General features: G+C 66.6%; 24 protein-coding genes. 18 read left to right on the forward strand and 6 right to left on the reverse strand.

Annotated elements, in window-relative coordinates; all coding sequences use genetic code 11:
- The first annotated feature begins 15 nt into the window (after positions 1-15).
- The 3 genes from ACO07K_RS05590 to ACO07K_RS05600 all read left to right on the forward strand — a co-directional run bounded on the left by ACO07K_RS05590 (position 16) and on the right by ACO07K_RS05600 (position 4926).
- The gene (locus tag ACO07K_RS05590; RefSeq protein WP_422034916.1) at positions 16-1041 is read left to right on the forward strand and encodes a FecR family protein; all 1026 of its coding nucleotides are present in this window, start codon (positions 16-18) and stop codon (positions 1039-1041) included.
- A gap of 134 nt (positions 1042-1175) precedes the next feature.
- Positions 1176-3629: a TonB-dependent siderophore receptor gene (locus ACO07K_RS05595; RefSeq protein WP_422034917.1), complete on the forward strand. Its 2454-nt coding sequence runs from the start codon at positions 1176-1178 to the stop codon at positions 3627-3629.
- Positions 3630-3642: 13 nt separating this feature from the next.
- Positions 3643-4926, forward strand: coding sequence for a PepSY-associated TM helix domain-containing protein (locus ACO07K_RS05600; RefSeq protein ID WP_422034918.1), 1284 nt, complete (start codon positions 3643-3645; stop codon positions 4924-4926).
- Between the two features lie 40 nt (positions 4927-4966).
- Here the strand turns inward: ACO07K_RS05600 and ACO07K_RS05605 are convergent, their stop codons facing one another.
- Entirely contained in the window at positions 4967-6496 is a 1530-nt protein-coding gene (locus ACO07K_RS05605) for an arylsulfatase (RefSeq protein WP_422034919.1), read from the reverse strand.
- Positions 6497-6522: 26 nt separating this feature from the next.
- Entirely contained in the window at positions 6523-7251 is a 729-nt protein-coding gene (locus ACO07K_RS05610) for a helix-turn-helix domain-containing protein (RefSeq protein ID WP_422034920.1), read from the reverse strand.
- A gap of 98 nt (positions 7252-7349) precedes the next feature.
- Between ACO07K_RS05610 and ACO07K_RS05615 the strand changes: the two genes are divergently transcribed.
- The 12 genes from ACO07K_RS05615 (at position 7350) to ACO07K_RS05670 (ending at position 17948) form a co-directional block, all read left to right on the forward strand.
- The gene (locus ACO07K_RS05615) at positions 7350-8318 is read left to right on the forward strand and encodes a Bug family tripartite tricarboxylate transporter substrate binding protein (RefSeq protein WP_422034921.1); all 969 of its coding nucleotides are present in this window, start codon (positions 7350-7352) and stop codon (positions 8316-8318) included.
- Between the two features lie 9 nt (positions 8319-8327).
- A complete protein-coding gene (locus tag ACO07K_RS05620; RefSeq protein WP_422034922.1) occupies positions 8328-9212 on the forward strand; it encodes a TauD/TfdA dioxygenase family protein in 885 nt (294 codons plus the stop codon).
- 13 nt (positions 9213-9225) lie between these two features.
- A complete protein-coding gene (locus tag ACO07K_RS05625; RefSeq protein WP_422034923.1) occupies positions 9226-9873 on the forward strand; it encodes an HAD family hydrolase in 648 nt (215 codons plus the stop codon).
- A 10-nt stretch (positions 9874-9883) separates the two neighbouring features.
- On the forward strand, positions 9884-11305 hold the full coding sequence (locus ACO07K_RS05630; RefSeq protein WP_422034924.1) for a flavin monoamine oxidase family protein: 1422 nt from the start codon (positions 9884-9886) through the stop codon (positions 11303-11305).
- A 6-nt stretch (positions 11306-11311) separates the two neighbouring features.
- Positions 11312-11524, forward strand: a complete 213-nt coding sequence (locus ACO07K_RS05635; protein WP_298310613.1) for a twin transmembrane helix small protein — start codon at positions 11312-11314, stop codon at positions 11522-11524.
- Positions 11525-11527: 3 nt separating this feature from the next.
- On the forward strand, positions 11528-12124 hold the full coding sequence (locus ACO07K_RS05640) for a cob(I)yrinic acid a,c-diamide adenosyltransferase (RefSeq protein ID WP_422034925.1): 597 nt from the start codon (positions 11528-11530) through the stop codon (positions 12122-12124).
- A gap of 154 nt (positions 12125-12278) precedes the next feature.
- A complete protein-coding gene (locus tag ACO07K_RS05645) occupies positions 12279-13028 on the forward strand; it encodes an electron transfer flavoprotein subunit beta/FixA family protein (RefSeq protein WP_295139985.1) in 750 nt (249 codons plus the stop codon).
- Positions 13029-13030: 2 nt separating this feature from the next.
- Positions 13031-13966: an electron transfer flavoprotein subunit alpha/FixB family protein gene (locus ACO07K_RS05650; protein ID WP_422034926.1), complete on the forward strand. Its 936-nt coding sequence runs from the start codon at positions 13031-13033 to the stop codon at positions 13964-13966.
- Between the two features lie 21 nt (positions 13967-13987).
- Complete coding sequence (locus ACO07K_RS05655; RefSeq protein ID WP_422015764.1) at positions 13988-14860, forward strand: 3-hydroxybutyryl-CoA dehydrogenase; 873 nt, start codon at positions 13988-13990, stop codon at positions 14858-14860.
- A gap of 16 nt (positions 14861-14876) precedes the next feature.
- Positions 14877-16361, forward strand: a complete 1485-nt coding sequence (locus ACO07K_RS05660; RefSeq protein ID WP_422034928.1) for a M81 family metallopeptidase — start codon at positions 14877-14879, stop codon at positions 16359-16361.
- Positions 16358-17458, forward strand: a complete 1101-nt coding sequence (locus ACO07K_RS05665; protein WP_422034929.1) for an NADH:flavin oxidoreductase — start codon at positions 16358-16360, stop codon at positions 17456-17458. Before ACO07K_RS05660 ends, ACO07K_RS05665 begins: the two co-directional genes overlap by 4 nt.
- Positions 17459-17486: 28 nt before the next feature.
- Complete coding sequence (locus ACO07K_RS05670; RefSeq protein WP_422034930.1) at positions 17487-17948, forward strand: hypothetical protein; 462 nt, start codon at positions 17487-17489, stop codon at positions 17946-17948.
- Between the two features lie 124 nt (positions 17949-18072).
- Here the strand turns inward: ACO07K_RS05670 and nadC are convergent, their stop codons facing one another.
- From nadC to ACO07K_RS05690, 4 genes are all read right to left on the reverse strand, one after another.
- On the reverse strand, positions 18073-18921 hold the full coding sequence (nadC, locus tag ACO07K_RS05675; RefSeq protein ID WP_422034931.1) for a carboxylating nicotinate-nucleotide diphosphorylase: 849 nt from the start codon (positions 18919-18921) through the stop codon (positions 18073-18075).
- A gap of 10 nt (positions 18922-18931) precedes the next feature.
- Positions 18932-19921 (reverse strand): quinolinate synthase NadA, encoded by a 990-nt coding sequence (gene nadA, locus ACO07K_RS05680; RefSeq protein ID WP_422034932.1) that lies wholly within the window; start codon positions 19919-19921, stop codon positions 18932-18934.
- Positions 19922-19993: 72 nt separating this feature from the next.
- Positions 19994-20926 carry an NUDIX hydrolase gene (locus ACO07K_RS05685; RefSeq protein WP_422034933.1) on the reverse strand — a complete coding sequence of 311 codons (933 nt, stop codon included), beginning with the start codon at positions 20924-20926 and terminating at the stop codon, positions 19994-19996.
- A 43-nt stretch (positions 20927-20969) separates the two neighbouring features.
- Positions 20970-21563, reverse strand: coding sequence for a TlpA disulfide reductase family protein (locus ACO07K_RS05690; RefSeq protein WP_422034934.1), 594 nt, complete (start codon positions 21561-21563; stop codon positions 20970-20972).
- A 35-nt stretch (positions 21564-21598) separates the two neighbouring features.
- Between ACO07K_RS05690 and argH the strand changes: the two genes are divergently transcribed.
- The 3 genes from argH to ACO07K_RS05705 are packed head-to-tail and all read left to right on the forward strand — an operon-like array spanning position 21599 to position 26998.
- Entirely contained in the window at positions 21599-23047 is a 1449-nt protein-coding gene (gene argH, locus ACO07K_RS05695; RefSeq protein WP_422034935.1) for an argininosuccinate lyase, read from the forward strand.
- A gap of 2 nt (positions 23048-23049) precedes the next feature.
- Entirely contained in the window at positions 23050-24324 is a 1275-nt protein-coding gene (lysA, locus tag ACO07K_RS05700) for a diaminopimelate decarboxylase (RefSeq protein WP_422034936.1), read from the forward strand.
- A 31-nt stretch (positions 24325-24355) separates the two neighbouring features.
- Positions 24356-26998 (forward strand): TIGR02302 family protein, encoded by a 2643-nt coding sequence (locus tag ACO07K_RS05705; RefSeq protein ID WP_422034937.1) that lies wholly within the window; start codon positions 24356-24358, stop codon positions 26996-26998.

Consider the following 26998-nt stretch of genomic DNA (forward strand, 5'->3'; position numbering starts at 1 on the left):
CTCCAGCGAAGAGACGTGCAGCGAAAAGTGAACCCGCCAGGCAAAGACCACAGCAATGTCGACGACATCGACGCCGCCGCCCAGGACTGGTTTCTGCGTCACGGCGCTGGCGATCTGTCGTCGGAAGAGGATGCCCGCTTCAAGGCCTGGCGCGATGCGGACCCGCGTCATCGTGCTGCGTACGAAGAACTCAGCAGCCTTTGGTCGGATATCGACCCGCTCGAATCCGCCTTCGCGCCGAAGGGCCGCGAGCGCCGGCTCGAGACGCTGCCGCGACGCAAGCCTCGGCGGGGCTGGCTGTGGGCTGGTTCGGTCGTCACCGGGCTGGCGGCAGCGTGCCTTCTTCTGTTCGTATTCGGTCCGGCAACCTCGCGGCTGCCCGCGAGGTTGCTGGCCGACCACAGTACGGCGGCCGGCGAACAGCGCATGGTATCTCTTCCCGACGGGTCGATCGCCTGGCTGAACACCGATACGGCCATCGACATCGCCTACACGGGCGAGCGCCGCCGCGTGAAGCTGCTGCATGGCGAGGCTTTGTTCGAGGTTCAGAAGGATTCGACACGCCCCTTCGATGTCGTGGCGGCCGATGGTCGGACAACCGCCGTCGGCACGGCCTTCGCCGTGAAGGAGGTGGACGGAGGGGCCACCGTCACCGTCACGGAAGGCATTGTGCGCGTAACGTCTCCCGATGCGGGCTCCGGTTTGGCACCTGTGCAAGGCGGCGCGATGGTCGAGGCGGGCCAGCAGGTCAGCTATCGCCGCGGCGAGGCGCCCGGGCCCGTCCGTACGCTCGATCCGACGGCGGCAACGGCCTGGCGTCATGGCGCCATCGTCATCCGTGGTCGTCCGCTGGCGGAGGCCCTGGTGGAAATAGGTCGCTACCACGATGGCCGGATCGTGCTGGTGGGAGATCCGTCGCGCTACGGCGCGGTGACGGCGCGGGTGGCGCTGGCCGATCTGAATGGCGGTATCGATGCGATTGCCGCCACTCATGGTCTCTCGGTCACGCGCGTCACCAGCTATCTGTTGATCGTTCGCTGACTCCGGCGGAGGCGTCGAAAAAAATCGCTGAGCCGGCACCGATTGTTCCGGCCTCGCTCGATCTAGAGATGGGGAGAGCGCGAATTCGACTTGTTTGCGTCGAGGCCCCGGCGTGAAGCGTTGAGGGCACGACAATGCGTGAAATCGAAATCGGGTCGGCGAAGAAGAGGCACTGGCGTCTGGCCGGCGCTATGGCGGCGAGTGCCGTGCTGCTTGTGCAGGCATCCGCGCGCGCGGACGATCACGGGGCGCCCCCCGCGGTGGGCGAGCAGGTCGCGCAGTCGAACCAGCCGCGCAGTTTCGCCATCCCGGCCCAGCCTCTCGCTTCGGCGCTCGACCGCTTTGCCGACCAGACCGGCATTTCCTTCGCCTACAGGACGGGAGATTTGTCCGCCATACGCTCGCCCGGCGTTAGCGGCATGCTCACGCCGCGCGAGGCGTTGCAGCAGCTGCTGGCCGGCACGGGCGTATCGTTTGCCTTCACCGGCGCGAACACGGTGACGATCACCAAGGCGCCGGAGTCCGGCGCGGGAGCGGTTCAGCTCGATGCCGTGCAGGTGCAGGGCTCGGGCCTGGTGCAGCAATCGACGATCGACAACCTGCCGCCACCCTACGCCGGCGGACAGGTTGCGACCGGTGGCCGCGAGGGCTTCCTGGGCAACCGCGACATCATGGACACGCCGTTCACCAGCACCAGCTACACTTCGACCCTCGTTCAGAACCAGCAGGCCCGGACCATCGCCGATGTCGTCGCCAACGACGCGTCGGCCACGAAGTACGGCCTCTCGATGTTCGACCAGTTCAGAATCCGCGGGTTCCTGCTCGGGGCCGGAGGCGTTTCGTTCGACGGCCTCTATGGGCTCGTGCCGGAAGATCGCGTGCCCGTCGAGGCGTTCGAGCGCGTCGAGGTTTTCCGCGGACCGAGCGCCTTTCTGAATGGCTATGTCGGTGCTGTCGGGGGCACCATCAACCTGACACCGAAAAAGGCCGGGGCCCAGCCTCTCACGTCTGCCGGCGCCAGCTACAACACCAACGGGCAGGTCGGTGCGCTGGCCGACGTGGGCCGACGTTTCGGCAAGGACGGCGCGTTCGGCATCCGCTTCAACGGACTGTATCGTGACGGCTATACGGCGCTCCAGAACAACAAGGAGCGGATCGGCAACGCGGTTCTGGCCCTCGACTATGCCGGGCCGAACGTGCGCCTCGCGACGTACTTCGGCTACACGAAGCAGGACACGCTGGCCGGGAATCAGCTCTTCATCATGTCGCCCAACCAGCAGGTACCTTCTGCACCGAATGCGATGTCCGGCGTGCAGCAGCCCTGGGAAACCATCGACACCGAATTTCTTTACGGAATGGCACGCGGCGAAGTCGATCTCGCCGACGACTGGACCGCCTTCGCGGCCTACGGTCAGTCGTTCTTCAAGGAGAACTGGCTGCGCACCCTCGGCCGGAACCTGACCGCTCAGGGCGGTTTCCTCGCCTCTGGCCAACAATACTCCCGGACCTTCTCGAAACAGACCGGTGAAGTGGGTGTCCGCGGCAAGATGAAGACCGGCCCGATCAGCCATTCGATGGCCATGGTGGCCACCGGTTACTGGGACGTCGTCGGCAACACCTTCCTGCCGTTCACCTTCTCCCAGGCGAGCAGCCTCTACAATCCAGTTTTCACGAATGCGCCCGCCAGCGGTCCCTTCAACAACAACCCGCCGAAGACCTCGTCCACAACACTCGCCTCATTCGCCCTCACGGACACGCTGTCGGCCTTCGACGAGCGCGTCCAACTCATGCTCGGCGCGCGCAACCAGTCGATCGAGAACAACAACTATGCAATCACGGGTGCCACCTCGAGCTCCTACTTCGCGAGCGCACTCTCGCCTGCCGTCGGCGTGATCGTGAAGCCGTGGAAGAACGTCTCGATCTACGGAAACTACATTCAGGCGCTGCAGCAGGGCCCGACCGCGCCCAGCACAGCGGTCAATTCGGGCCAGATCTTCGCGCCGACGCAGTCGTGGCAGCTGGAGGTCGGCGCCAAAGTCGACTTCGGAAAGTGGTCCGCGACCCTCGGCCTCTTCGAGATCACCCAGCCGGCGGGGATCACCAATCCGGCGACGAGCGTCTTCTCGGTGGACGGCCAGCAGGTCAACCAGGGCATCGAACTGAACGTCTTCGGAGAACCTCTCGAGGGACTCCGTCTCCTGGGCGGCCTGATGCTGCTGGATGCCCGGTTGACGCAGACGGCGGGGGGAACGTTCAACGGCATGAAAGCGCCGGCATCGCCCGATGTCACCCTCAAGCTGGGCGCGGAATGGGACACACCCTTCATGAAGGATCTGACCCTCACAGGCCGCGTCAACTTCTTCAGCGGTCAGTACATCAACGAAGCCAACACCCAGGCCATCCCCGCCTATACGCTGGTCGGCATCGGTGCGCGCTATCGCTTCGAAGTCGACCATAAGCCGCTCGCCTTGCGGGCCAACGTCGAGAACCTCTTCAACGAGAGCTCATGGCAGTCGGGCTATACCGGCGGCATCGTCTATCGCGGCACCCCGAGGACCATCTACGTCTCCCTGACGGCCGATTTCTGATCGGGACGCTTTCATGCGCCAAGCCTTCACGCTCCTTCACCGATGGATCGGCCTTGCGATCGCGGCCTTTCTGTTCCTCTCGGGTCTGACCGGCGCGGTGATCTCGTGGGATCACGAACTCGACGACCTGTTGAACGCGCATCTTCACGAGGCGGCCGGTAGTGGCCCGGCGATCGCATCTCTCGAACTGGCGCAGCAGGTCGAAGCGCGCGATGCGCGCGTGCGGGTCACCTATGTGCCGCTGGCCGCCGAGCCGGGCGAATCGCTGTCGTTCAGCGTGCAGCCGCGCGTCGATCCGGCGACGGGCCGCCTCTTCGAACCGGGTTACAATCAGGTCTTCCTCGATCCGGCGACCGGAACCGAACTGGGCCGGCGCCAATGGGGGCAGGCCTGGCCGATCACGTCGGAGACCTTCGTCTCGTTCCTCTACAAGCTGCACTACAGCCTGCACATCCCGGAGATTTGGGGCATCGACCGTTGGGGCTTGTGGCTGCTGGGTGTCGTCGCCGCCATCTGGGCCATCGACTGCTTCATCGGCTTCTATCTGACGCTGCCGGTCCGTCATCCGCCCCGACCGGGCCGACCCGCTGGCGTCGAGCACGCTCTGCAACGCGGCTGGTGGTCGCGCTGGAAGCCTGCATGGAGGGTCAAGACCTCCGGAAGCGCCTACCGCATCAATTTCGACATTCATCGGGCGTTCGGGCTCTGGACCTGGCTCCTGTTGTTCGTCCTGGCCTTCACGGGGTTCTCGTTGAACCTCTACCGGGAGGCCTTCTATCCGATGATGTCGCTGATCTCGAAAGTGACTCCGGGCCCCTTCGAACTGCGAACCATGGCCGACAAGCATCGGCCGATCGATCCGGGGGTCGGCTTCGCCGAAGTGATCGACCTTGCCCGTGCGGAGGGCGTGCGCCGCGGCTGGGCGGAGCCGGTCGGAGGTGTGTTCTACGCCCAGCACTACGGCGTTTATGGCGCGATGTTCTTTCATCCCGGCGACGATCACGGCAGCGCAGGCGTGGGGCCGGCGCGCCTCTACTTCGACGGCGCAGACGGCCGCCTGGTCGGGGACCGTCAACCCTGGAAGGGCACGGCCGCCGACATCTTCGTGCAGGCGCAGTTTCCCCTGCACTCCGGCCGCATCCTGGGCCTGCCGGGCCGCATCCTGATCTCGGTCATGGGTGTCGTGGTCGCTGCCCTGTCCGTGACCGGCGTCGTGATCTGGTATCGAAAACGCCGGGCGCGCGTCGCCGTACGGCGGCATGCGCCCGGTCTTGCCGGGCTGACGGCGGGGGACTAGCGGGGATCGCTCCGCGCCTCCCGCGCCGTTCCTGCCGAGACTATTCGCGCTTGTCGTCCACCTTGATGCCCATGATCTTCTTGGCGGGGTACTTCTTGAAAGTACCGAGATGGTTGCGCATGCCGAGCTGGAAGGCCTCGATGTAGGCCAGCTTGCGCGTCAGGTAATTGTGCTGCTCTTTCGGATCGAGATAGAGGTTGAACAGCTTCGGATAGGTGTAGCGTTCCAGCACGCCGGTGAAGCCGCCGGTGCCGAAGGCGTCCGTCGCGTTGTCGCTCGTGGCCGACAGCACCATCTTGTATTCGCCGCAGCGCATGCCCGAGAAGGTCTGGCTCAGCCAATAGTAGTGGTACTTGCGGTTGGAGAGGCCATCGGGCGCCAGCAGGAACGAGCTCTGGTCGACGCCGTCGATGTAGCGGTCGGACGGCAGGAGCTCCGAGGCGCCGGCCAGGCCGAGCGCCGTCGGCACGATGTCATTGAAATCGAACAGCCCGTCGCTCTGGCGTCCGGCCTCGATCGTGCCCGGCCAGTACATCAGGCCCGGTACGCGCACGCCGCCTTCCCAGGTCGAGCCCTTGGCGCAGCGGAACGGCGTGAAGGCGGCGTCCGGCCAGGTTTCCATGTGCGGCCCGTTGTCGGACGAGATGAAGATCAGCGTGTCCTCGAGCTGGCCCGACTTGCGCAGCGCCTCGACGAGGCGGCCCATGATCTCGTCGAGTTCGAGCAGCGTGTCCTTGTAGGGATGCTTGGCCGGCGACTTGCCGAGGAACTTCTCGCCCGGATAGTTATCGAAGTGGGCGCCGCGCGTGCAGTGATAGAGCAGCCACGGCTTGTCCGACTTGGCCTGCTTCTCGATGAAGGCCTCGGAATACTTGCACCACTTCTCGTCGAGCTCGGAGAGGACGGGGATGGTCACCTCCTCGACGTTGGTCAGTTCCTTGCCCTTGGTCGCGTGCACGAAGCAGCGATTGAAGGGCATGTTCTTGATCCACTCGGTGCGCGCGTCCGAATAGACGATCTCGGGGAAGAAGTGCGGATCGCGCCACTCCGTGTACATGTCGGAGACGGAGAGGAAGCCGTAGAAATCGTCGTAGCCGACATGCTGCGGCTGGCTCTCCACGTTCTCGCCAAGATGCCACTTGCCGACCGCCTGCGTGGTGTAGCCGGCCTGGCCGAGCAGCATCGGCAGAGTGATCTCGCCCTGCAGCCCGCCGGGTTCGCCGTACATCGGCGGACGATGCAGTCCATGACGGTTCGGAACGCGGCCGGTGTGCAGCGTGGCGCGCGACGGCGAGCAGGAGGGTTCGGAATAGCAGGAGGTGAGCTGCAGGCCGCCCCGCGCGATCTTGTCGAAGTTGGGCGTCGGCGCGCCCACGGCGACGCCGCCGCCGTAGCAGCCGAAATCGCCCCAGCCGACATCGTCCATCAGGTAGATCAGGATGTTGGGCTTCTTCTTTCGGGCGGCGATTTTCCGCGCTGCGGCCTCGACGTCTTCCTTGTGCACGAAAGCGGGTTCGAGATGGCTTGCCTTGCGCACGGTCTGCGTTGCGATGGCGTCGAATGCCGGCATGTTTCCTCCGTTGAATTGCGCGCAAGCTACTCGTTTGCCACGTCGATGGCGATGGCCCGTGCGAGCGCAGTCAGCGGCGCGCCGTAACGTTCGCCAGCCTCGGCTTCGCTCAAGGCAGAGCGCGTGAATCGCATCGAGATGCATCCCAGGACGCGATCGTTTCGCTGTATGACGACGGCGATGCCCTGCAGGCGCGCCGCACGCGTCACGACCGAGAAGGCGTGGCCTTGCCGGCGGATCCGCTCAAAGGCCGCCCCCAGTTTCGCATCGTGGCGGACGCCGAGGTCGCGCAGGATCGCGCGCCGTTCCTCTTCCGTCGAGAAGGCGAGCCAGGCGCGTCCGAGGGCGCCTGAGAGGATCGGACTGCGGCGCTGCAGGGCCATGCGCTCGAAGGACATCGGGCTCTCGGCGGCGGTCGAATAGCGGATCGTGATGGCGCGGTGGCTGATCGAGCCGAGATAGAGCGGCCAGCCATGGTCCTGCGTGAAGCGCTGCATGTGCGGCGCGGCGATGTCCACCAGATGATCGATGAAGCGAATGCCCTGCGCGAGCGCAAGCACGCGATCGGTGAGGCGATAGCCCAGCAGCCGTGAGACCTGGGTCGCGTATCCCAGTTCGACGAGCGTGCCGAGCAGGCGCGCGACCGTAGGGCGGGGCAGGCCTGTCTCGGTCGCCAGGGTCGCGATCGTTCCATGCGAGCGCCGGCTCAGCGCCTCGAGGATCGCGAAACTGCGGCGAACGGGCTCTATGGCCATGGCGCGAGGCTATTCCGTAATACGGACTCTGTCGACTTGATCGGAGCGGCGCCCGTCGAACGGGTCTAACGTCTCGCAACAAGAAAAGACGAGGAAACATGATCGGCAGACGGCGGTTCGGGATGGGACTGGGCGCGGCAGCCTTTGCGGTGCCCGCGATCGTACAGGCGCAGAAGTATCCTGCGGGGCGCGTGACGATGGTCGTGCCGTTTCCGGCTGGCGCGGCGACCGACATCAGCGCCCGCGTCTATGCCGAGCGTCTCTCGGCGCTGTGGAGCCAGCCCGTGGTGATCGACAACAAGGGCGGCGGCAATGGCATTCCGGCGGCCGAATCGGTGGCGCGCGCCAAGCCCGACGGGCTGACGCTCTTCGCCACCTCGGCGATGACGCAGGTCGTCAATCCCGCGATCTACGACAAGCTGCCCTACGATCCGATCGCCGACTTCGCGCCGATCTCGCGCATGGGCACCTCGCCCTTCGTGCTGCTGGTGGACCGGAACAGTCCGATCAACACGGCGGCGGAGCTGACGGCGAAGCTGAAAGCCGAGCCCGGCAAGCACAATTACGGCGCCGGCGCCTTGCCTGCGCGCGTCGCCTCCGAACTCTACAAGATGGCGGCAGGAGTCGATGCGGTCTATGTCGGCTACAAGAGCAACCCGCAGGCGATCCCCGACGTGCAGAGCGGCCTGCTCACCTTCATGATGATCGACACCGTCAACGCCAAGATCGCGATGGACCGCGGCGCGCTGAAGGGTTTGTTCGTCACCGACAGCGAACGCTACGCCGCTGTGCCGGCCATGCCGACGGCGGCGGAAGCGGGGCTTCCCGACGTCCTGCTGACGACCTGGACCGGCTTCTATGCGCCGAAGGGGACGCCGGCCGAGATCGTCAACCGGATCAACGCCGACCTCTACACGGTGTCGGCGATGCCGGAAGTCGTCGAGCGGCTGGCGGCCCTGGGCGGCACGCCCAAGCTCATGCGGCCGGCCGAGTTCGCTGCTTTCGCCAGCGCCGAGAAGGAGCGCTGGGGCCAGATCATCCGTCGAGCCAACATCAAGGTTGAATAGGAGAGACCCATGGCAGGATCCCTGAACGCCAATGCCGGCCCGCGTTACCGGCACAACGCCGACGAAAGCGCCCCGTACGAGACGATCACCATCGACAAGCTGACGCCGATCCTGGGTGCCGAGATCGGCGGGATCGACCTCAGCCAGCCGCTGTCCAACCGTCAGCAGGACGAGATCCATCGCGCGCTGGCCGAGAACCTGGTCATCTTCTTCCGCGACCAGCACATCAGCCAGGACCAGCACATGGCGTTCGGCCGCCTGTTCGGCGAGCTGCATACCCACCCCGCGGCGCCGAGCGAACCCGGCAAGCCCGAGCTGATGATCATCCATGCCGACAAGGATTCGCCGCGCGCCAACGGCGAGGGCTGGCACACCGACGTGAGCTGCGACCTCGAGCCGCCGATGGGCAGCATCCTCTACATCAAGAAGTGCCCGCCCAAGGGCGGCGACACGCTGTTCGCCAGCATGTACGCCGCCTACGAGGCGCTGTCGGATCGCATGAAGACCTATCTCGACGGGCTGACCGCCGTGCATGACGGCGAATCGGTCTATCGCGGCCTCTACAAGAACTTCAACGTCGCCGACAAGCCGGAGTATCCGCGCGCCATCCATCCGGTGGTGCGGACGCATCCGGTGACCGGCAAGAAGGGCCTCTACGTCAATCGCGGCTTCACCCGCTCGCTGGTCGGCCTGCCGCGCGACGAGAGCGACGCGATCCTGCGGTACCTCTACGAACACATGGAGAACCCGCTCTTCCAGTGCCGCTTCCGCTGGCAGGAGAATTCCATCGCCTTCTGGGACAATCGCTGCGTCCAGCATCGCGCGATGTGGGACTACTGGCCGCACACCCGCAGCGGCAACCGGGTCACGGTGGCAGGCGACAAGCCTTACTGATACTCCTCGGGGCGTGCTGGTCATATTCGATTGCGATGGGGTCCTGGTCGACAGCGAGCCCCTCGCCAACACTTGCTTTGCCCGCGCGCTCCGGTGCGAGGGTCTCGACTGGAACGTCGAGGACACGATGCGGCGCCTGATGGGCCGCTCGATGAAATCGTGCGTCGAGATTGTCGAAAGCGAACTCGGCCGCGCCCTGCCAGTGGATTTCGTCGACCGCCTGCAGGCCGACACAATGCAGGCTTTCCGCGACGCTCCGCTGCGCACCGTCCCCGGCGTCGTCGAGGCGATCGATGCGATCGAGGCGGCAGGTATCGCGACCTGCGTCGCCAGCTCGGGCAGTCTGGACAAGATGCGGGTCACCCTCGGCATCACCGGCCTGTGGTCGCGCTTCGAGGGCCGCATCTTCAGTTCGAGCCAGGTGCCGCGCGGAAAACCGTTCCCGGACCTGTTCCTCCACGCCGCGATAGAGATGAACGAGCAGCCCTTCGACTGCACCGTGGTCGAGGATTCGCTGCCGGGCATTCACGCGGCCCGCGCCGCCGGCATGCGCGCACTGGCCTATGTCGGCGCCGCGTACAGCGACGCCGAGGCGTTGCGGGCTGCGGGCGGCCGGACTTTCGATGCGATGTCGGCGCTGCCGATGCTCGCATGGGCGTGACGGAATGAGCATGACGGGCTCCTGGTCGATGGGGGCGGGCAACGGCGAGCGCATCGTCGTGGTCGGTGCCGGCATGGCGGGACTGGTCGTCGCGAGGCTGCTGCAGGATTCGGGTTTCACCGTCAGCGTGATCGAGGCGCGAGGACGCATCGGCGGCCGGACCTGGACGGACGATCGCGTCGGCGCGCCCGTCGATCTCGGCGGCTCCTGGGTGCACGGGGTCGACGGCAATCCGCTGACCCTGTGGTGCGAGAAGCTGGGCATCGACCTGATCGAATCGCAGGGCGAGCGCCTGCTGATCGACAAGCGGGCGACCTCGCCGACCCGCGAGGGCCAGCGCCGGCGCGCGGTGATGGGGCGGCTTGCCTTCAAGGCCGCGATCGAATGGGCGACGTGGAAGAGCAAGGCGCTGACCCGCGTCCGCGGTCCGCGCTCGATCTCCGTACGTGAAGCCGTCGAGCCGCTGCTTTCGGCGTCCTGGCTGCCCGAGATCGACCGGCTGGTGATCGCGACCTTCGTCGAGATGAGCGAGGGCGTGCAGAGCGCGCCCTGGGAGGCGGTGGCGGCGGAGGAGTGGTTTCCCACCGAAGGGCTCGAGCGCAATGCCCAGCCCAAGGGCGGCTACCGGTCCCTGATCGACGACGTCGCGCACGGACTGGACATTCGCCAGGGCGCCGTCGTCGAGCGGGTCGTGTGGACGGGCGAGGGCGTGACGGCGATCCTGCAGGGCGGCGAGCGCATCGAGGCGGACCGCGCGGTGATCGCGGTACCGGTCGGGTTGCTGCGTGCCGGACTGCCCGCGCTCGATCCCGCCCCGCCCGAGGCCCAGCGCACGGCGATCGGCCGGATCGGCTACGGGGCGGGCGTTCTCGGCAAGATCTACCTGCGCTTTCCGCACCGCTTCTGGCCGGAGTCGCCGAAATGGTTCGGGCGCCTTCCGGATTCACCGCAGAGGCGCGGCGGCTTCAACACCTGGGTCAGTCACGAGCAGGAGACCGGTCTGCCGATCCTGCTCAGTTTCTGCAACGGCCACACCGCGATCCATCTCGACCGCGAGGCGAGCGACGCGGAAGTGATCGCCGTCGCCATGAAATCGCTGCGTGCGATGTTCGGCGAGGACATTCCCGAGCCCGAGGCGATGGCGTTCCCGCGCTGGCTGAGCGATCCCTGGTCGCGCGGCGGCTATTCCTACCCCGGCGTCGGCAGCGATCCCGACGATTGCACTGCCCATGCGCGCCCCCTGGGAAATCGCGTGTTCTTCGCCGGCGAGGCGACCGAGCCGGTCGAGTACGGTACGGTCCATGCGGCCCTGTGGTCGGCCGAGCAGACCGCCGAGACGATCTTCCGCCTCGCCACCGGCACGGCAGCCTCCCGCGATGCGCGACCCTGGGCGGGTGCCCGTACTGGCGCGGGCAGGCACAATGCGGGATAAGCCCCTATGACCCTTGCCAATGTTCTTTTTGTCCTCGTGCTGGTGTCTGCGTTTGCGACGCTCGGGACGCTGTTCGCCGGCCTGATCAACATGAGCCGCAACCAGGACGGCAACATCGAGGGCAGTCGCCGCAGCAACCGCATGATGTGGTGGCGCGTGCGTCTGCAGCTCCTCACCGTCGTGCTGATCATTCTCTGGTACTTGGCGAGCAGGAGCTAGGCGATGGCCGTTACCCTCAATCGCATCTACACACGCGGCGGCGACACCGGCATGACGTCGCTGGGCCGTGGCGAACGGGTCGCCAAGCACGACATCCGTGTCGAGGCCTACGGCACGACCGACGAGGCCAATTCGGTGATCGGCTTGGCGCGCAGCGCCATCACGCGCGCCGGCAGTGCCGATCCGCGCCTCGCCGAAGCCGACGCGATGCTGGCGCGGATCCAGAACGACCTGTTCGACCTCGGTGCCGACCTCTGCACGCCCGAAGGCAAGACCAAGCGCGACGAGCCGGCCCTGCGCATGGTGGCCTCGCAGGTCGAGCGCCTCGAACACGAGATCGATGCGATGAACGCCGAGTTGCAGCCGCTCAAGTCTTTCATCCTGCCGGGCGGCAGCGAAACCGCTTCGTGGCTGCATCTCGCGCGGACCGTGGCGCGGCGCGCCGAGCGCTGCATGACCCATCTGGCGGCCGAGCAGGAGATCAACCCGGAGGCGATCAAGTACATCAATCGCCTGTCGGACCACCTGTTCGTGCTGGCTCGCCGGGTCAACGACAATGGTGCGGCAGATGTGCTGTGGGTACCGGGCGGGGCGCGCTGACCGGCAAGCTGTTGAAAAATTGGGAAAAAAGCTTCCACACTGCGGTTTTGTGCGGTGCGCCATAGCCTTGACATGATCGGCTCAACACCCCTACACGAAAACCCCTTCGCCGGACGGGTCAGTCCGGCCTCAACTCACCGATAGGCGCAACGCGATGAAAGTGCTGGTCGCGGTCAAGCGGGTCATCGACTACAACGTCAAGATCCGCGTCAAGGCCGACAACACGGGTGTCGAGACGGCTAACGTCAAGATGTCGATGAATCCCTTCGATGAGATCGCCGTTGAAGAGGCGATCCGCATGAAAGAGAAGGGCGCCGCGACCGAAGTCATTGCCTTCTCCGCCGGCCCGGCCCAGTGCCAGGAGACCATCCGCACGGCGCTCGCCATGGGCGCGGACCGCGGTGTGCTGGTGCAGACCGATGCCGAACTGCAGCCGCTGGCCGTGGCCAAACTGCTGAAGGCAGTGGTCGACAAGGAGCAGCCCGGCCTCGTCATCGTCGGCAAGCAGGCCATCGACGACGATTCTAACCAGACCGGTCAGATGCTGGCCGCGCTGCTCGGCTGGTCGCAGGGCACCTTCGCCAACAAGCTGAACGTCGCCGATGGTTCGGTCGAGGTGAAGCGCGAGGTCGACGGCGGCCTCGAGAACATCAAGATCAAGATGCCGGCCGTGATCACGACCGACCTGCGCCTCAACGAGCCGCGCTACGCGTCGCTGCCGAACATCATGAAGGCGAAGAAGAAGCCGATCGAGACGCTGGCGCCGGACGCGCTGGGCGTCGATGTCGCGCCGCGCCTCAAGACCCTGAAGGTCGAGGAGCCGCCGAAGCGCAAGGCCGGTATCAAGGTGAAGACCGTCGCCGAACTCGTCGACAAGCTGAAGAACGAAGCGGGAGTGATCTGATCATGGGCGTTCTCGTCGTCGCCGCGCATGACGGCAAAGCTGTCCGGGCCAACGTCGCCAACGCCGTCACCGCGGCGAGCCAGATGGATCCGGACGTCACGGTCCTCGTGGCCGGCAGCAACTGCGACGAGGCGGCCAAATCGGCCGCTTCGATCGCCGGCGTCACCAAAGTACTTCAGGCCGACGATGCGGCCTATGCCAACTGGCTGGCCGAGGACATCGCGCCGCTGGTCGTCAAGCTCGCGCCGAATTACAGCCACGTCGTGATGGCGGCCGATTCGGTCGGCAAGAACATCGCACCGCGCGTCGCCGCCCTGCTCGACGTCGCGCAGGTCTCCGAGGCGATCCAGGTCGTTTCGCCCGATACGTTCGTCCGGCCGATCTACGCCGGCAATGCGATGGCCACCGTCCAGACCGCCGACAAGATCAAGATCGTCACCGTGCGCCCGACGAACTTCAAGGCGGCGGCCGGCGGCGGTTCGGCGGCGATCGAGAAGATCGGCGGCGAGGGTGCCAAGGGCCTGTCCTCGTACGTCGGCGCCGAGCTGTCCAAGAGCGAACGCCCCGAACTCACCAGCGCCAAGATCGTCGTCAGCGGCGGTCGTGGCCTGCAGAGCGGCGAGAACTTCAAGATGCTCGAGACCCTGGCCGACAAGCTCGGCGCCGGCCTCGGCGCCAGCCGCGCCGCGGTCGATGCGGGTTACGTGCCGAACGACTATCAGGTCGGCCAGACCGGCAAGGTGGTCGCGCCCGACCTCTACATCGCCATCGGCATCTCCGGCGCCATCCAGCATCTCGCCGGGATGAAGGACAGCAAGACGATCGTGGCGATCAACAAGGACGAGGAAGCCCCGATCTTCCAGGTGGCCGACTACGGACTCGTGGGCGATCTCTTCCAGCTCGTCCCCGAGCTCACTGCCGCGATCGAGAAAAAGTAAAGTAACCCGAGGGTACCCATCATGATCAAGCGCATCGGAGTCATCGGTGCCGGCCAGATGGGCAGCGGCATCGCCCATGTCTGCGCGTTGAAGGGCTTCGACATCCGTCTCGCGGATGTCGACCAGGCCCATCTCGACAAGGGTCTCGATGCGATCGGACGCAACATGGACCGGCAGATCGGCCGTGGCATGATCCGTCCGGAAGACAAGGACTCGGCGCTCAACCGCATCTCGACAGCCACCGACTACAAGGCGTTCGCCGACTGCGACCTGATCGTCGAGGCGGCGACCGAGAACGAGGCGGTGAAGCGCGAGATCTTCAAGAAGGTCTGCGAGGGCCTGCCGGCCAACGTCCTGCTCGCGACCAACACCTCGTCGATCTCGGTGACGAGGCTTGCGGCGGTCACCGACCGGCCCGGCAAGTTCATGGGCATGCACTTCATGAACCCGGTCCCGCTGATGGGCCTGGTCGAGCTGATCCGCGGCATCGCCACGGAGGAGGAGACCTTCCGCACGGTGCGCGAGGTCGTGGTCAAGCTCGACAAGAAGCCGGTCAATGCCGAGGACTTCCCGGCCTTCATCGTGAACCGCATCCTGCTGCCGATGATCAACGAGGCGGTCTATGCCCTCTATGAGGGCGTCGGCAACGTCGAGGCGATCGACACCGGCATGAAGCTGGGCGCCAACCATCCGATGGGCCCGCTCGAGCTGGCCGACTTCATCGGCCTCGATACCTGCCTCTCGGTGATGCAGGTTCTGCACGAGGGCCTGGCCGATTCGAAGTATCGTCCGTGCCCGCTGCTCGTGAAGTACGTCGAGGCCGGCTGGATCGGACGCAAGGTCAAGCGCGGCTTCTACGACTATTCCGGCGAGCGTCCGGTCCCGACGCGCTGACGAGGCGGACGGCGCGATGCGTATCGCCGTCCTGCAGTTCGCTCACGAGACGGTGACGTTCCTCCCGAACGACACCACGCTCGACGATTTCACCTATCCCGGCTCGCCGGCCAGCGGCGAAGCGCTGCTGGCGCACGATCCCAAGTCCTACATGGGCGGGTTCGTGAAGGTGGCGCGCGAGTATGACGGTGTCGAACTGGTCGGCATCGAATCGCCGCTGTGGCCGAAGACGGGCACCGGCTCGGGCTGGATCACCGAGGACGCCTACGAGACCCTGCTCGGCCGGATGGTCGCCGGCCTGAAGGAGCAGGGGCCGTTCGACGGCGTCTATCTCAGCCTGCACGGGGCGATGGGCGTGCGCGGCGTCGCGCGACCGGAGGCCGACATCGCCCGCCGCGTCCGCGAGGTGGTGGGGCGCAAGGCCTTCATCGTCGGCACCTTCGATCCGCACGGCAACGAAGACGCCGAGTTCCTGGCCCAGGCCGACATGGCCTTCACGGTCAAATACTTCCCGCACTACGACAGCCATCTCCAGGGCCAGCGCGCGGCGCGAATGCTGGTGCGTGCGATCCGCGGCGACTACGTCCCCGCCACGGTGACGGTGAAGGTGCCGATCATCACGCCGACCGTGCTGCAATGGACCGGCGCCTCGCCGTGGATGGACCTGGTGCAGCGTGCGCTCGTCTGGGAGGCGCGCGAGCCCGACGTCTACGTGAACGTCTTCTTCGGCTTTCCCTTCGCCGACGTGCCCGATGTCGGCCTGACCTTCCAGGTCATGACCAACGGCAATCCGGCGCTGGCCCAGAAGGTCGCCGACGACATGTCGTCCTGGGCATGGCGCCGCCGCGAAGCGCTGCTCAATACCGCGAAAGTCCATCCGATCCCCGAGGGCGTCCGGCTCGCCAAGGAAGCCATGGCGCGCGGCGAGACACCAGTCGTGCTGGCCGACCATAGTGACCGGTCGGGCTATGCGACCTGGATCCTGAAGGAAGTGATCGAGCAGGATCTGTCGGACGTGCTGATCGCGACCGTCGCCGATGCCAAGGTTATCGACGCGCTGAAGGCCGAGGGCGTGAAGGTGGGCGATGCGTTCGACCGGGAGATCGGTGGCCTCGCCGATGAATCGGCCGGCCATCCGGTCCGCGTCACCGGTACGGTGATCGGGGCGCACGAGGCCCATGGCACCCTGTGGGTGAGCGTCGCCTTCGGCCGCGGCAACGTCGTGCTGATCAGCCGCTACCTGACGCAAATCGTCGAGCCCTCGGAACTCGCAGGGCCTGCCTTCGACCTCGCGCAATTCAAGGCGATCGCCATCAAGTCGCGCGTGCACTTCCGCCGCGGCTTCGACGACAGCGGGTTCGCCAGGACCATCCTGCTGGTCGAGCCGGTCGAGCCCTTCCTCGGCACCGTGCGGCTCGACGGCCTGCCCTATCGCAACGTCGATCTGAAGAATTTCTATCCCTACGGCGACGTAGAATTCCCGCAAGCGAGACCTTCATGACCAGCCCGCTCTTCCGACCCTTCATTTCCAAGACGCTGTCGCTGCCCAACCGGGTCGTGATGGCGCCGATGACGCGCTCCAAGAGCCCCGACAGCATCCCCGGCGCCGACGTCGCGGCCTATTATCGCCGCCGCGCCGAAGGCGGCGTCGGTCTCATCATTACCGAAGGCACCACGGTCGACCGGCCGGCCGCTTCCAACGACACCAACGTGCCCGATTTCCATTCGCCCGCCAGTCTCGCGGGCTGGCGGCGGGTGGTCGATGAAGTGCATGCCGCCGGCGGCAAGATCGCCCCGCAGATCTGGCACCAGGGCATGATGCGCAAGACCGGGACCGGCCAGCATCCCGAGGCACCGTCCGACGGTCCGTCCGGCCTGTCCGCCTCCGGCAAGCAGGTCGGTCCGGCGATGAGCGAGGCCGACATCGCCGACACGATCGACGCCTTTGCTCGTGCGGCCGGTGCCGCCCAGGAGATCGGCTTCGACGCCGTCGAGATCCACGGCGCGCACGGCTACCTGATCGACCAGTTCTTCTGGGACGGCGCGAACAAGCGCAGCGATACGTGGGGCGGCGACTTCGTGCAGCGCACGCACTTCGCCGCCGAGATCGTCAAGGCAATCCGCGCGCGAGTGGGTGCGGACTACCCGATCATCTTCCGCTTCTCGCAATGGAAGCAGCAGGACTTCACGGCGCGTCTGGCGCTGACGCCCGACGAGCTTGCGCGTTTCCTCGAACCGCTGACCGCTGCCGGCACCGATATCTTCCACTGCTCGACGCGCCGCTTCTGGGAGCCCGAGTTCGAGGGCTCGACGCTGAACCTCGCGGGCTGGACCAAGAAGCTCACCGGCAAGCCCACCATCACCGTGGGCTCGGTCGGCCTCAAGGGCGCGGATTTCGTGCAGACGTTCCGGACGCGCGAGGATTCCGAGATCGGCGATCTCGGCGAACTCGAGGCCCGGCTGGAGCGCGAGGAGTTCGACCTGGTGGCCGTTGGCCGTGCCTTGCTGGCCGATGCGCAATGGGCGACCAAGGTGCGCGAGGGGCGCTTCGGCGATCTGGCGCCGTTCTCGGCGTCGTCGCTGGCGACGCTCGCCTAAGATACCGCGCTAATCAGGGAGACGTCGCATGCCTCCGTTCTTCAAGCCTCTCCTCGCGACCGCCATGCTGGCCAGCCTGGCGCTGCCGTTCGCTTCGGCCGAGGCGCAATGGGTGTTCGTCGCCCGCAAGGCGTTGGGCCGTATCCACCAGATGACCGAAGGCGGCCAGCCGGACGGCCGGCCCGGCTACGATTTCGCGACGGTCCTGCTCGATGCCCATGCCGACAAGATCTTCTCGACCGCGCTCGACCTCGCGCGGAAGAATCCCTCGGTCCGCATCCTGATGCAGGATCCCGGCGCACGCCGCATCCAGATCGCCGAGGGCGACCGCACCGCCACGCTGAACGTCGTCCCGTTCAACGACGACGTCTCGCAGCTCATGATCGCAGGCCATGCTGGCGCGGGCGAAGGCTCGACCGCGTCGCTGGTCGTCCAGGCGGTGCTGCGGGTCTGCAAGGAAATGGGCAAGCACTGCGAAGTCAGCAACTGAGCCGTACTCCCTCATCCTGAGGAGGTCGCGCAGCGACCGTCTCGAAGGATGGGCAACAGACGTGGTGCGCGTGCCCACCCTTCGAGACGCGCTCCTGCTGAGCGCTCCTCAGGGTGAGGTCGTGCTAGGTCTGCCAGTCGAGGCCAATGTCGAGGACGCTGGCGCTGTGCGTGAGCCAGCCGGCTGAGATCAGGTCGACGCCGCAGGCCGCGATGGCCGGCGCCGTTTGGGGTGTGATGCGGCCGGAGGCTTCGGCGAGGGCGCGTCCGTCGATCACGCGGACCGCGGTGGCGAGCTGCTCGGGCGTCATGTTGTCGAGCAGGACCGCGTCGACGCCGGTCGCCAGCGCCTCCTCGAGCTGATCCAGCGTATCGACCTCGACTTCGATCTTCACGAGATGACCGACGCCGCGACGCGCCGCGAGGATCGCCGGCCGGATGCCGCCGGCCACGGCGACATGGTTGTCCTTTATGAGCACGCCATCGTCGAGGCCGAAGCGGTGGTTCATGCCGCCGCCCACGCGAACGGCGTATTTCTGCAGGGCGCGCAGCCCCGGCATCGTCTTGCGCGTGCAGCAGATGCGCGCCTTGTGGCCGCGCACGGCCTCGACCAGCGTGGCCGCGCCACTGGCGACGCCGCTCAGATGGCCGAGGAAGTTCAGGGCGACGCGCTCGGCAGTCAGCATGCCGCGTGCCGGACCGGCGATGGTGGCGATGCGGTCGCCGGGCGCGAGCGCCGTGCCGTCCGGCCGTTCGATCGCAATCTCGATCAAGGGGTCGACCAGCCGGAAAGCCATGGCCGCTGCGCCGAGCCCCGCGACGACGCCGGGCTGGCGCGCGACCAGCGCGGTCCTCGCGCGCGCGGTCGGCGGCACGATGGCATCGGTGGTGAGGTCGCCGGCGCGGCCGAGATCCTCCAGGAGGGCGGCACGCACCACGGGTTCGACCATCAGAGCGGGAAGGGAGGGGACCATCACCGGAGCCTCAGATTTCCAGCATGCGTTCGACCGCGCGCCGCGCCGGCTGCGCCACGGCAGGGTCGATCGTCACTTCGTGGTGCATCGTCTCGAGCGTGCGGCGGATCTTCGGCAGGGTGATCTGCTTCATGTGCGGGCAGAGGTTGCACGGACGGATGAACTCGACCTCGGGATGCTGGACGGCGACGTTGTCGCTCATCGAGCATTCGGTCACGAGGACGACCCGCGCCGGCCGCTTGCTGTCGACATAATCGATCATCGCCGCGGTCGAGCCGGTGAAATCGGATTCGCCCACGACCTCGGGCGGGCATTCCGGATGGGCCAGCACCACGATGCCGGGGTGGCCGGCGCGCAGCTGGCGGATGTCCTGCGCCGTGAAGCGCTCGTGCACCTCGCAGTGGCCGGCCCAGGTGACGATCTCGACGCCGGTTTCGGCCGCGATGTTCTGCGCCAGATATTCGTCGGGCAGCATGATGACCTTCGGCACGCCGAGGCTCTCGACGATCTTGCGGGCATTGCCGGAGGTGCAGCAGATGTCGCTCTCGGCCTTCACGGCGGCGGACGTGTTCACGTAGGTCACGACGGGCACGCCGGGATAGCGCTGGCGCAGCAGCCGGACGTCGGCGGCGGTGATCGAGGCGGCGAGCGAGCAGCCGGCGTCGAGGTCGGGGATCAGCACGCGCTTGGCCGGATTGAGGAGCTTGGCCGTCTCGGCCATGAAATGGACGCCGGCCAGGACGATCGTCCCGGCGTCCACCTTCATGGCCTCGCGGGCCAGCGCCAGGCTGTCGCCCACGATGTCGGCCACGCAGTGGAAGATTTCGGGCGTCTGGTAGTTGTGCGCGAGGATCACGGCATCCCGCTCGCGCTTCAGCGCCAGGATGGCGTCGATGTCCTCGGCGAAGGCCGGCCATTCGATCGAGGGAATCACCGATTTCACACGATCATAGAGCGGTGCGGTCCGGGCCATCAGGTCAGGTGCAAAGGACAGGGACATTTCCAACCTCATTATGCTCAAATAGAGTATTAATTATTTATACTAAGAATGAGCATTAATCAGGTCAAGTTTTCAGATGGGGCGGGAGAGGGGGAGCTTGCTGCCGGCGACGGCGCGTTCGAGGACGACCTCGCGGCGGAAGCGGAACAGCTTGGCCGGGCGGCCCCGTGCCTCCGCGGTCGACGCCCCCGTCGGCTCGACCAGTCCCTGCGCGTCGATCAAGCGGCGGAAATTCTGCTTGTGCATGGGCCGGCCGGCCAGCGCCTCGACGGCGCGCTGGAGCTGCAGCAGGGTGAATTCCGGCGGCATCAGCTCGAAGAATACCGGCCGGTATTTGATCTTGGCCCGCAGCCGCGCGATGCCGGTGGCGAGGATGCGGCGATGATCGTGTCGCATCGGCATCCCCGGCACGGGATCGGCCGCCGCATGCTTCGCCTCGGGCACCAGACCAGCCTCGTACAGCAGCTCGTAGCGCTGCAGGACCAGGTCCTCGTTCCAGTTTTCCTGGCCGTCGCCGAAGTTCACCTCGACCCGCTGCTGCCGCTCGCGCCGGCTTGCCGCATCGCCGCCGGCCTCCACCCACGTTGCGAGTCTCGGCAGGATGGCCTCGCCGATCAGCGGGGAGGGACCGGCACGCCAGTCCTCCCAGGGGAAATAGCGGTACCAGCTCCGCCATTCCGGATCGCGTGCGCCCGCTGCCAGCCGCTCGCGGGTGAGACCGAGATAGCTGATCGACACGACGCGCTGCCGGCCGTCCAGGCCAAGGCGGTTGCGATCGGCGAAGGTGTAGAGCTGCTCGACATAGCCCAGCGGATGATGGGTCTGCCGTTCGACCCAGGCGCGCAGGCCGCTCTGAAGGGTCGGATGCTCGGTCGCGAAGGGCCCCGATGGCAGGACGGTGCCGTCTTCCAGGGTCAGCACCAGCGGCTGGTCCGCCGTCAGGGCGACCAGCACCGCATTGAGTTCGATGGCGACGGCGTCGGAGGGCGCGGGAGGCGGCGTCATGTCGGCCGCATTATGCACGAACCCGGCGCGACCGGGCGTCCCGTCAGCCCTTGTCCTTGCCCATCGCCGCCTTCATCAGGGCGATCGACTCGGGCATGTCCCAGTCGGCATCGCCCTCGATGCGGCCGAGTTCGCGGCCCTTGGCATCGACCAGGATCGAGGTCGGCAGCAGGGTGACGTCGAGACCCTGCATGGTCTTGCGGCCCTTGTCGAAGAAGATGCCGAGATTGGCGAGCTTCTGGTCCTTGTAGAAGGGCGCGACCTTGGGCTTGGTCGGTCCGTCGATCGACAGCGGCACAATCAGGAACTTGTCCTTCGGGAACGCGGCCTGCAGCCGGTCGAGGCTCGGCATTTCCTTTACGCAGGGGGTGCACCAGGTTGCCCAGAAGTTCAGCAGGACGACCTTGCCCTTGAAGTCGCCGAGCTTCATCGGCTTGTCGTCGGCGTTCTGGATCTCGAGGTCGGGCAGGGCCTTCGGCTGGGCGGCGAGCTTGAACCGTTCCATGGCGCCCTTGGCCATGTCGGGCTTCACGCCGGCGATGGCCCGTCCCGCCTGGAGGGTCAGGGCGAGGGCGGCAATGCCGCCGGCCAGGACCGATCGCCTGCCGGGGAGGAAATCTCGCTGGGGATGTGCCATAAGCCGCGTTCCTAAAAGGATATATGGCTGAATTCATGGCACGGAAGAACACGACTGCGCGAGCGGCCAAGAGTGGCTCCAATCGTCGCTCCAACACGATGTGGGGCGGCCGCTACAAGCTCGGGCCCGCGGAAATCATGGAGAAGATCAACGCCTCCATCGGTTTCGACCGGCGGCTCTATGCGCAGGATATCGCGGGCTCCGTCGCGCACTGTGACATGCTGGTGGCCCAGGGCATCCTGACGGCCAAGGACGGCCGCGACATCAAGCGCGGCCTCGCCCAGGTCAAGGCCGAGATCGAGAGCGGCAAGTTCAAGTTCTCGACCAAGCTCGAGGATATTCATTTCAACGTCGAGCAGCGGCTGACCGACATCATCGGTTCGGCCGGCGGGCGGCTGCATACCGCACGCTCGCGCAACGACCAGATCGCGCTCGATGTCCGCCTGTGGGTGCGCGACACGATCGACAAGGTCGAGGAGATGCTGCGCGACCTGCAGGCTGCGCTGATCGACCGTGCGGACGAATATTCGGCCACCATCATGCCGGGCTTCACCCATCTGCAGACGGCCCAGCCGATTACGTTCGGTCATCACCTGATGGCCTATGTCGAGATGTTCGGCCGCGACCGCAGCCGCTTCGCCGACTGCCGCGCGCGTCTCAACGAATCGCCGCTGGGCGCGGCGGCGCTGGCGGGCTCGCCGCATCCCATCGATCCGCGCAAGACCGCCAAGGCGCTGGGCTTCGAGCGGCCGATGGCCAATTCGCTCGATGCCGTGTCCGACCGCGACTATGTGATCGAGTTCATCGCCGCCGCCTCGACGACCGCCGTGCACCTGTCACGCCTCTCCGAGGAGATCGTGATCTGGTGCTCTGCGCCGTTCCGCTTCATCGCGCTGTCGGATGCCTTCACGACCGGCAGCTCGATCATGCCGCAGAAGCGCAATCCCGACGCTGCCGAGCTGACGCGCGCGAAAGTCGGCCGCATCGTCGGCAGCTTCGTCGCTCTCTGCACCATCCTGAAGGGCCTGCCGCTGACCTACGGCAAGGACATGCAGGAAGACAAGGAACCGCTGTTCGACGCCGCCGATTCGCTGGAGCTGGGCATCGCCGCCATGACCGGCATGATCCGCGACCTCAAGGCCAATCCGGAGCGGATGCGGGCCGTGGCCTCCGCCGACTATTCCGTGGCGACCGATCTCGCCGACTGGCTGGTGCGCAAGGTCGGCCTGCCGTTCCGCCAGGCCCATCACGTCACCGGGCGCCTGGTCGGCATCGCCGCGGACAAGGGGAGAGACCTCGACAAGCTGCCGCTCGAGGAGATGCAGGCGGTCGAGCCCAAGATCGATCGCAGCGTCTACCGCGTGCTGACGGTCGAGGCCTCGGTCAACGCCCGCAAGAGCCTGGGCGGCACCGCGCCCTCAAACGTCGAGCGCGCCGTCGCCGAAGCGCGGCGTCGCTTCCTGGGCAAGGCCGGGGGACGCTGAATATGAGCTTCTTCGCTTACAAGGATGGCGAGATGCACGCCGAGGGCGTCGCGCTCGCCACCATCGCGGCCCAGGTCGGCACGCCGTTCTATTGCTACTCCGCGTCGGCGCTGCGCGCCGGCTGGAAGGAGTTCGCCGACGGAATCAAGGGGATGAACGCCAGCGTCGCCTACGCGATGAAGGCCAATAGCAACCTGGCCGTCATCCGCCTGTTCGGCGAGATGGGCGCCGGTGCCGACATCGTCTCCGTGGGCGAGATGAAGCGGGCGCTGGCGGCCGGCATTCCTGCGCATCGCATCATCTATTCCGGCGTCGGCAAGAAGGCGTCGGAACTGATGGCGGCGCTCGAAGCCGGCGTCGGCCAGATCAACGTCGAGAGTTCGGCCGAACTGGAGACGCTGAACGCCGTGGCAGGCCAGCTCGGCCTCAAGGCCGACATCACCATCCGCGTGAACCCCGACGTCGACGCCAAGACACACGCCAAGATCACGACGGGTCGCAAGGAGAACAAGTTCGGCATCGACATCGACCTGGCGCGCGAGGCCTTCGCGCTGGCCGGGCGCCTGCCCAACCTCAAGGTCGTGGGCGTGGCCATGCATATCGGTTCGCAGCTCACGTCGCTCACCCCCTATCGCGACGCCATCGTGCGGGTGCGTGAGCTGATCGCGCAGCTCCGCCAGGACGGCCATGCGATCGACCGGTTCGACATCGGCGGCGGGCTGGGGATCGTTTATGCCAACGAGAAGCCGCCCTCGATCGCCGAGTTCATGGCCGTCGTGGCGCGCGAGACCGAGGGGCTGGGCTGCGAACTGGCGTTCGAGCCCGGTCGCCGGCTGGTCGGCGAGGCAGGCGTGCTGGTGGGCGAGGTCATCCTCGTGAAGCCCGGATCGGCCAAGACTTTCGTCATCGTGGATGCGGCGATGAACGACCTCATCCGTCCGACCCTGTACGAGGCGTGGCACGATATTCTGCCGGTGCGCGAGCCGCGCCGCGATGCCGCCACGATCCGTTGCGACATTGTGGGTCCCATCTGTGAATCCGGCGACTTCCTGGCACAGAACCGTGATCTGCCGCCGCTGGCGGCGGGCGATCTCGTGATGGTACGGTCGGCGGGCGCATATGGGGCAGTGATGGCTTCCAGCTACAACAGCCGTCCGCTGGCGCCCGAAGTGATGGTGGATGGCACGCGGTTTGCGGTTACACGACCGAGGCCCACCGTCGAAGACATGATCTCTGCCGAGCGGTTCCCGCCCTGGATGGAGCCGCAAAAGGCCTGACAAGCCGAGAAGGCCTAACGAAAGGACGTCGATGGACGCCAGCCAGACCACCCCGACGCTCGCGGCCCCAGGGCTCGCACGCAAGATCGGCTTGGCGCGGGCGACTCTGGCGTGGGAAGGCCTGTGGCCGCGCTTCGTACCGCTGCTTTCGTTCGTGGCGCTGTTCGTCGCTGCCGCCCATCTCGACCTTTTCGCCGGCCTGGATCCTTGGGTGCATACCGGTATCCTGGCCGCCATCGCGATCGCCTTCGCCGGTCTCGCCTGGTGGCGCCTGCGTGATTTTTCCTGGCCCACGCGCGAAGCGTCGATCCGTCGACTCGAGCGCGACAGCGACATTCCGCACCGCCCGCTCGTGGCCGTGCAGGACCATCTGGCCGCCGGCAATGCCGACCCGATGGCCGTGGCCCTCTGGCAGGCCCATCGCCGCCGCGAGGCCGAGCGTCTCGCCGGCCTGAGCAATCGGCCGGCTCATCCGGGCCTCGCCAGCCTCGACAAGTGGGCGCTGCGCTTCGTGCCGCTTCTGGCTCTCGTCGTCGCGATCGCCGTTGCGGGCGGCTGGCGCAGCGACCGTATGGCGGCCGCCGTGACACCGGCCTTCCCGCCGCCGCCGCCGGTCGTCGCCAATCTGTGGATCGCGCCGCCGGCCTATACCGGCAAGCCGCCGGTCTATCTGGACATGGCCGATCCCGACAAGGTGCTGCGCGTTCCTGTCGGCAGCAAGATCGCGGGCTTCGTCGACGATGTGCGCGGTCGCAAGCCGCCCCAGCTCTCGATCGACGGCAAGGCCACCGAATTCTCGACCGTGAGCAAGGGCAAGTACCAGGTCGAGGAGGTCATCACCGAGGGCAAGCAGATCACCCTGCAGGCGCGCGGCGACGAGCAGGCGCGCTGGAAGCTCCACGTCATTCCCGACCTCGCCCCGACCATCGAGTTCACGCGCCCGATCGGGGTCGACAAATGGTCGACCAAGATCGAGTACCTCGCCGGCGACGATTTCGGCATCACCGGCGTCCAGCTCCAGATGCGCCTGCACGGCAGCGTGCTGGGCGACGATGCGCTGAGCAGCGACGAGGAACCCGAAGTGCTGCGGGTCGACCTGCCGGTCGCGGGCAACGCCAAGAAGATTTCCGATACCTTTGTTCGCGACCTGACCAGCCATCCGTGGGCGGGCCTCAAGGTCACGGTGATGCTGTTTGCCACCGATGCGCTGGGCCAGAAGGGCCGCAGCTCGGTCGAGACCTTCCTGCTGCCGGAGCGGGTGTTCAACGACCCGACGGCGCGGGCCCTGATCGTGCTGCGCAAGGCGCTGACCCGCGATCCCAAGGGCTATCGCATCGACGTCGCCGACGGCATGCGCCTGATCCACGGCCAACCGTCGAGCTATCGCGAGGACCCGGTCGTTCAGCTCGGCCTGCGGATCGGGTCGGTGCGGCTCGCGCAGAACGACAACAAGGAGACGATCGACGACACGCAGAAGCTCCTCTGGGATCTGGCCATGCGCCTCGAGAGCGGCGCCACCTCCGACGCCGAGCGCGCCGTCGAGCAGGCGCGCCAGCAGCTGCAGGACGCCATGCAGCGCCAGGCCGGCGACGAGGAGATCGAAAAGCTGATCCAGCAGCTCTACGACGCCATGGCGCGGTGGCAGCGCGAGCTGGCCGAGAAGATGAAGGATCCCGACGAGCGCCGCCGCATGGAAGAGCAGGCGGAAAAGATGGATCCGAACAACACCATCACCGGCGACGATCTTCAGAAGATGCTCGACAAGATTCGCGAGATGGCCAAGAACGGCCAGCGCGAAGAGGCCAAGCGCATGCTCGAGGAGCTGCGCAAGATGATGGAGAACGCCACTCCGATGATGGCGAACCCCAATGGCCAGCAGCAGCGTCAGCAGCAGGGACAGCGCGGCCAGCAGGGCCAGGGCAACCAGCAGGGCCGCGAAATGATGAACCAGCTCGACCAGCTGTCGCGCCGGCAGAACCAGCTGCTGGGCGAGTCCGAGCGCGAGGGCCGCCAGCAGCAGGGCCAGCGCGGCCAGCAGGGACAGCAAGGTCAGCGCGGCCAGCAAGGACAGCAGGGACAGCAGGGACAGCAAGGACAGCAGGGCCAGCAGGGACAACGGGGCCAGCAAGGACAACAGGGCCAGCAGGGCCAAGGCCAGCAGGGGCAGGGGCAGGGCCAGTGGGGCGATCAGCAGCGCGGCCAGCAGGAAGGCCTGCGCGGTCGGCTGGGCGAGTTCATGCAGAAGCTCGACGAAAACGGCCTGCAGATGCCGGAATCGCTGGGCCGGGCCGAGCGCTCGATGCGCGAGGCCGAGGAGGCGCTGCGTCGCGGCGACCCGCGCGAGGCGTCCCGCGCCCAACGCCGGGCGCTCGACAACCTCCAGCAGGGCATGGGCGACATGGCCGAGCAGCTGCGCCAGCAGCGCGGTCCGGGCAATAACCAGGACATCGCCGAGATAGAGGAACGCGAACGCCGCAGCGAGGACCGCGACCCGCTGGGCCGGTCCGACGGCAACTACGGCGATGCGATCGACTCCGGCTCCGACAAGGTGCCGCTCGAGCTCGACCGCCAGCGCAGCCGCGAGATCCTCGACGAACTGCGCCGCCGCGCCGGCGACCAGCTGCGCCCGAAGGAAGAGCTCGACTACATCGACCGGCTGCTGAAGACGTATTAA

This window comes from Reyranella sp. (assembly GCF_965228225.1).
Taxonomy (GTDB): domain Bacteria; phylum Pseudomonadota; class Alphaproteobacteria; order Reyranellales; family Reyranellaceae; genus Reyranella.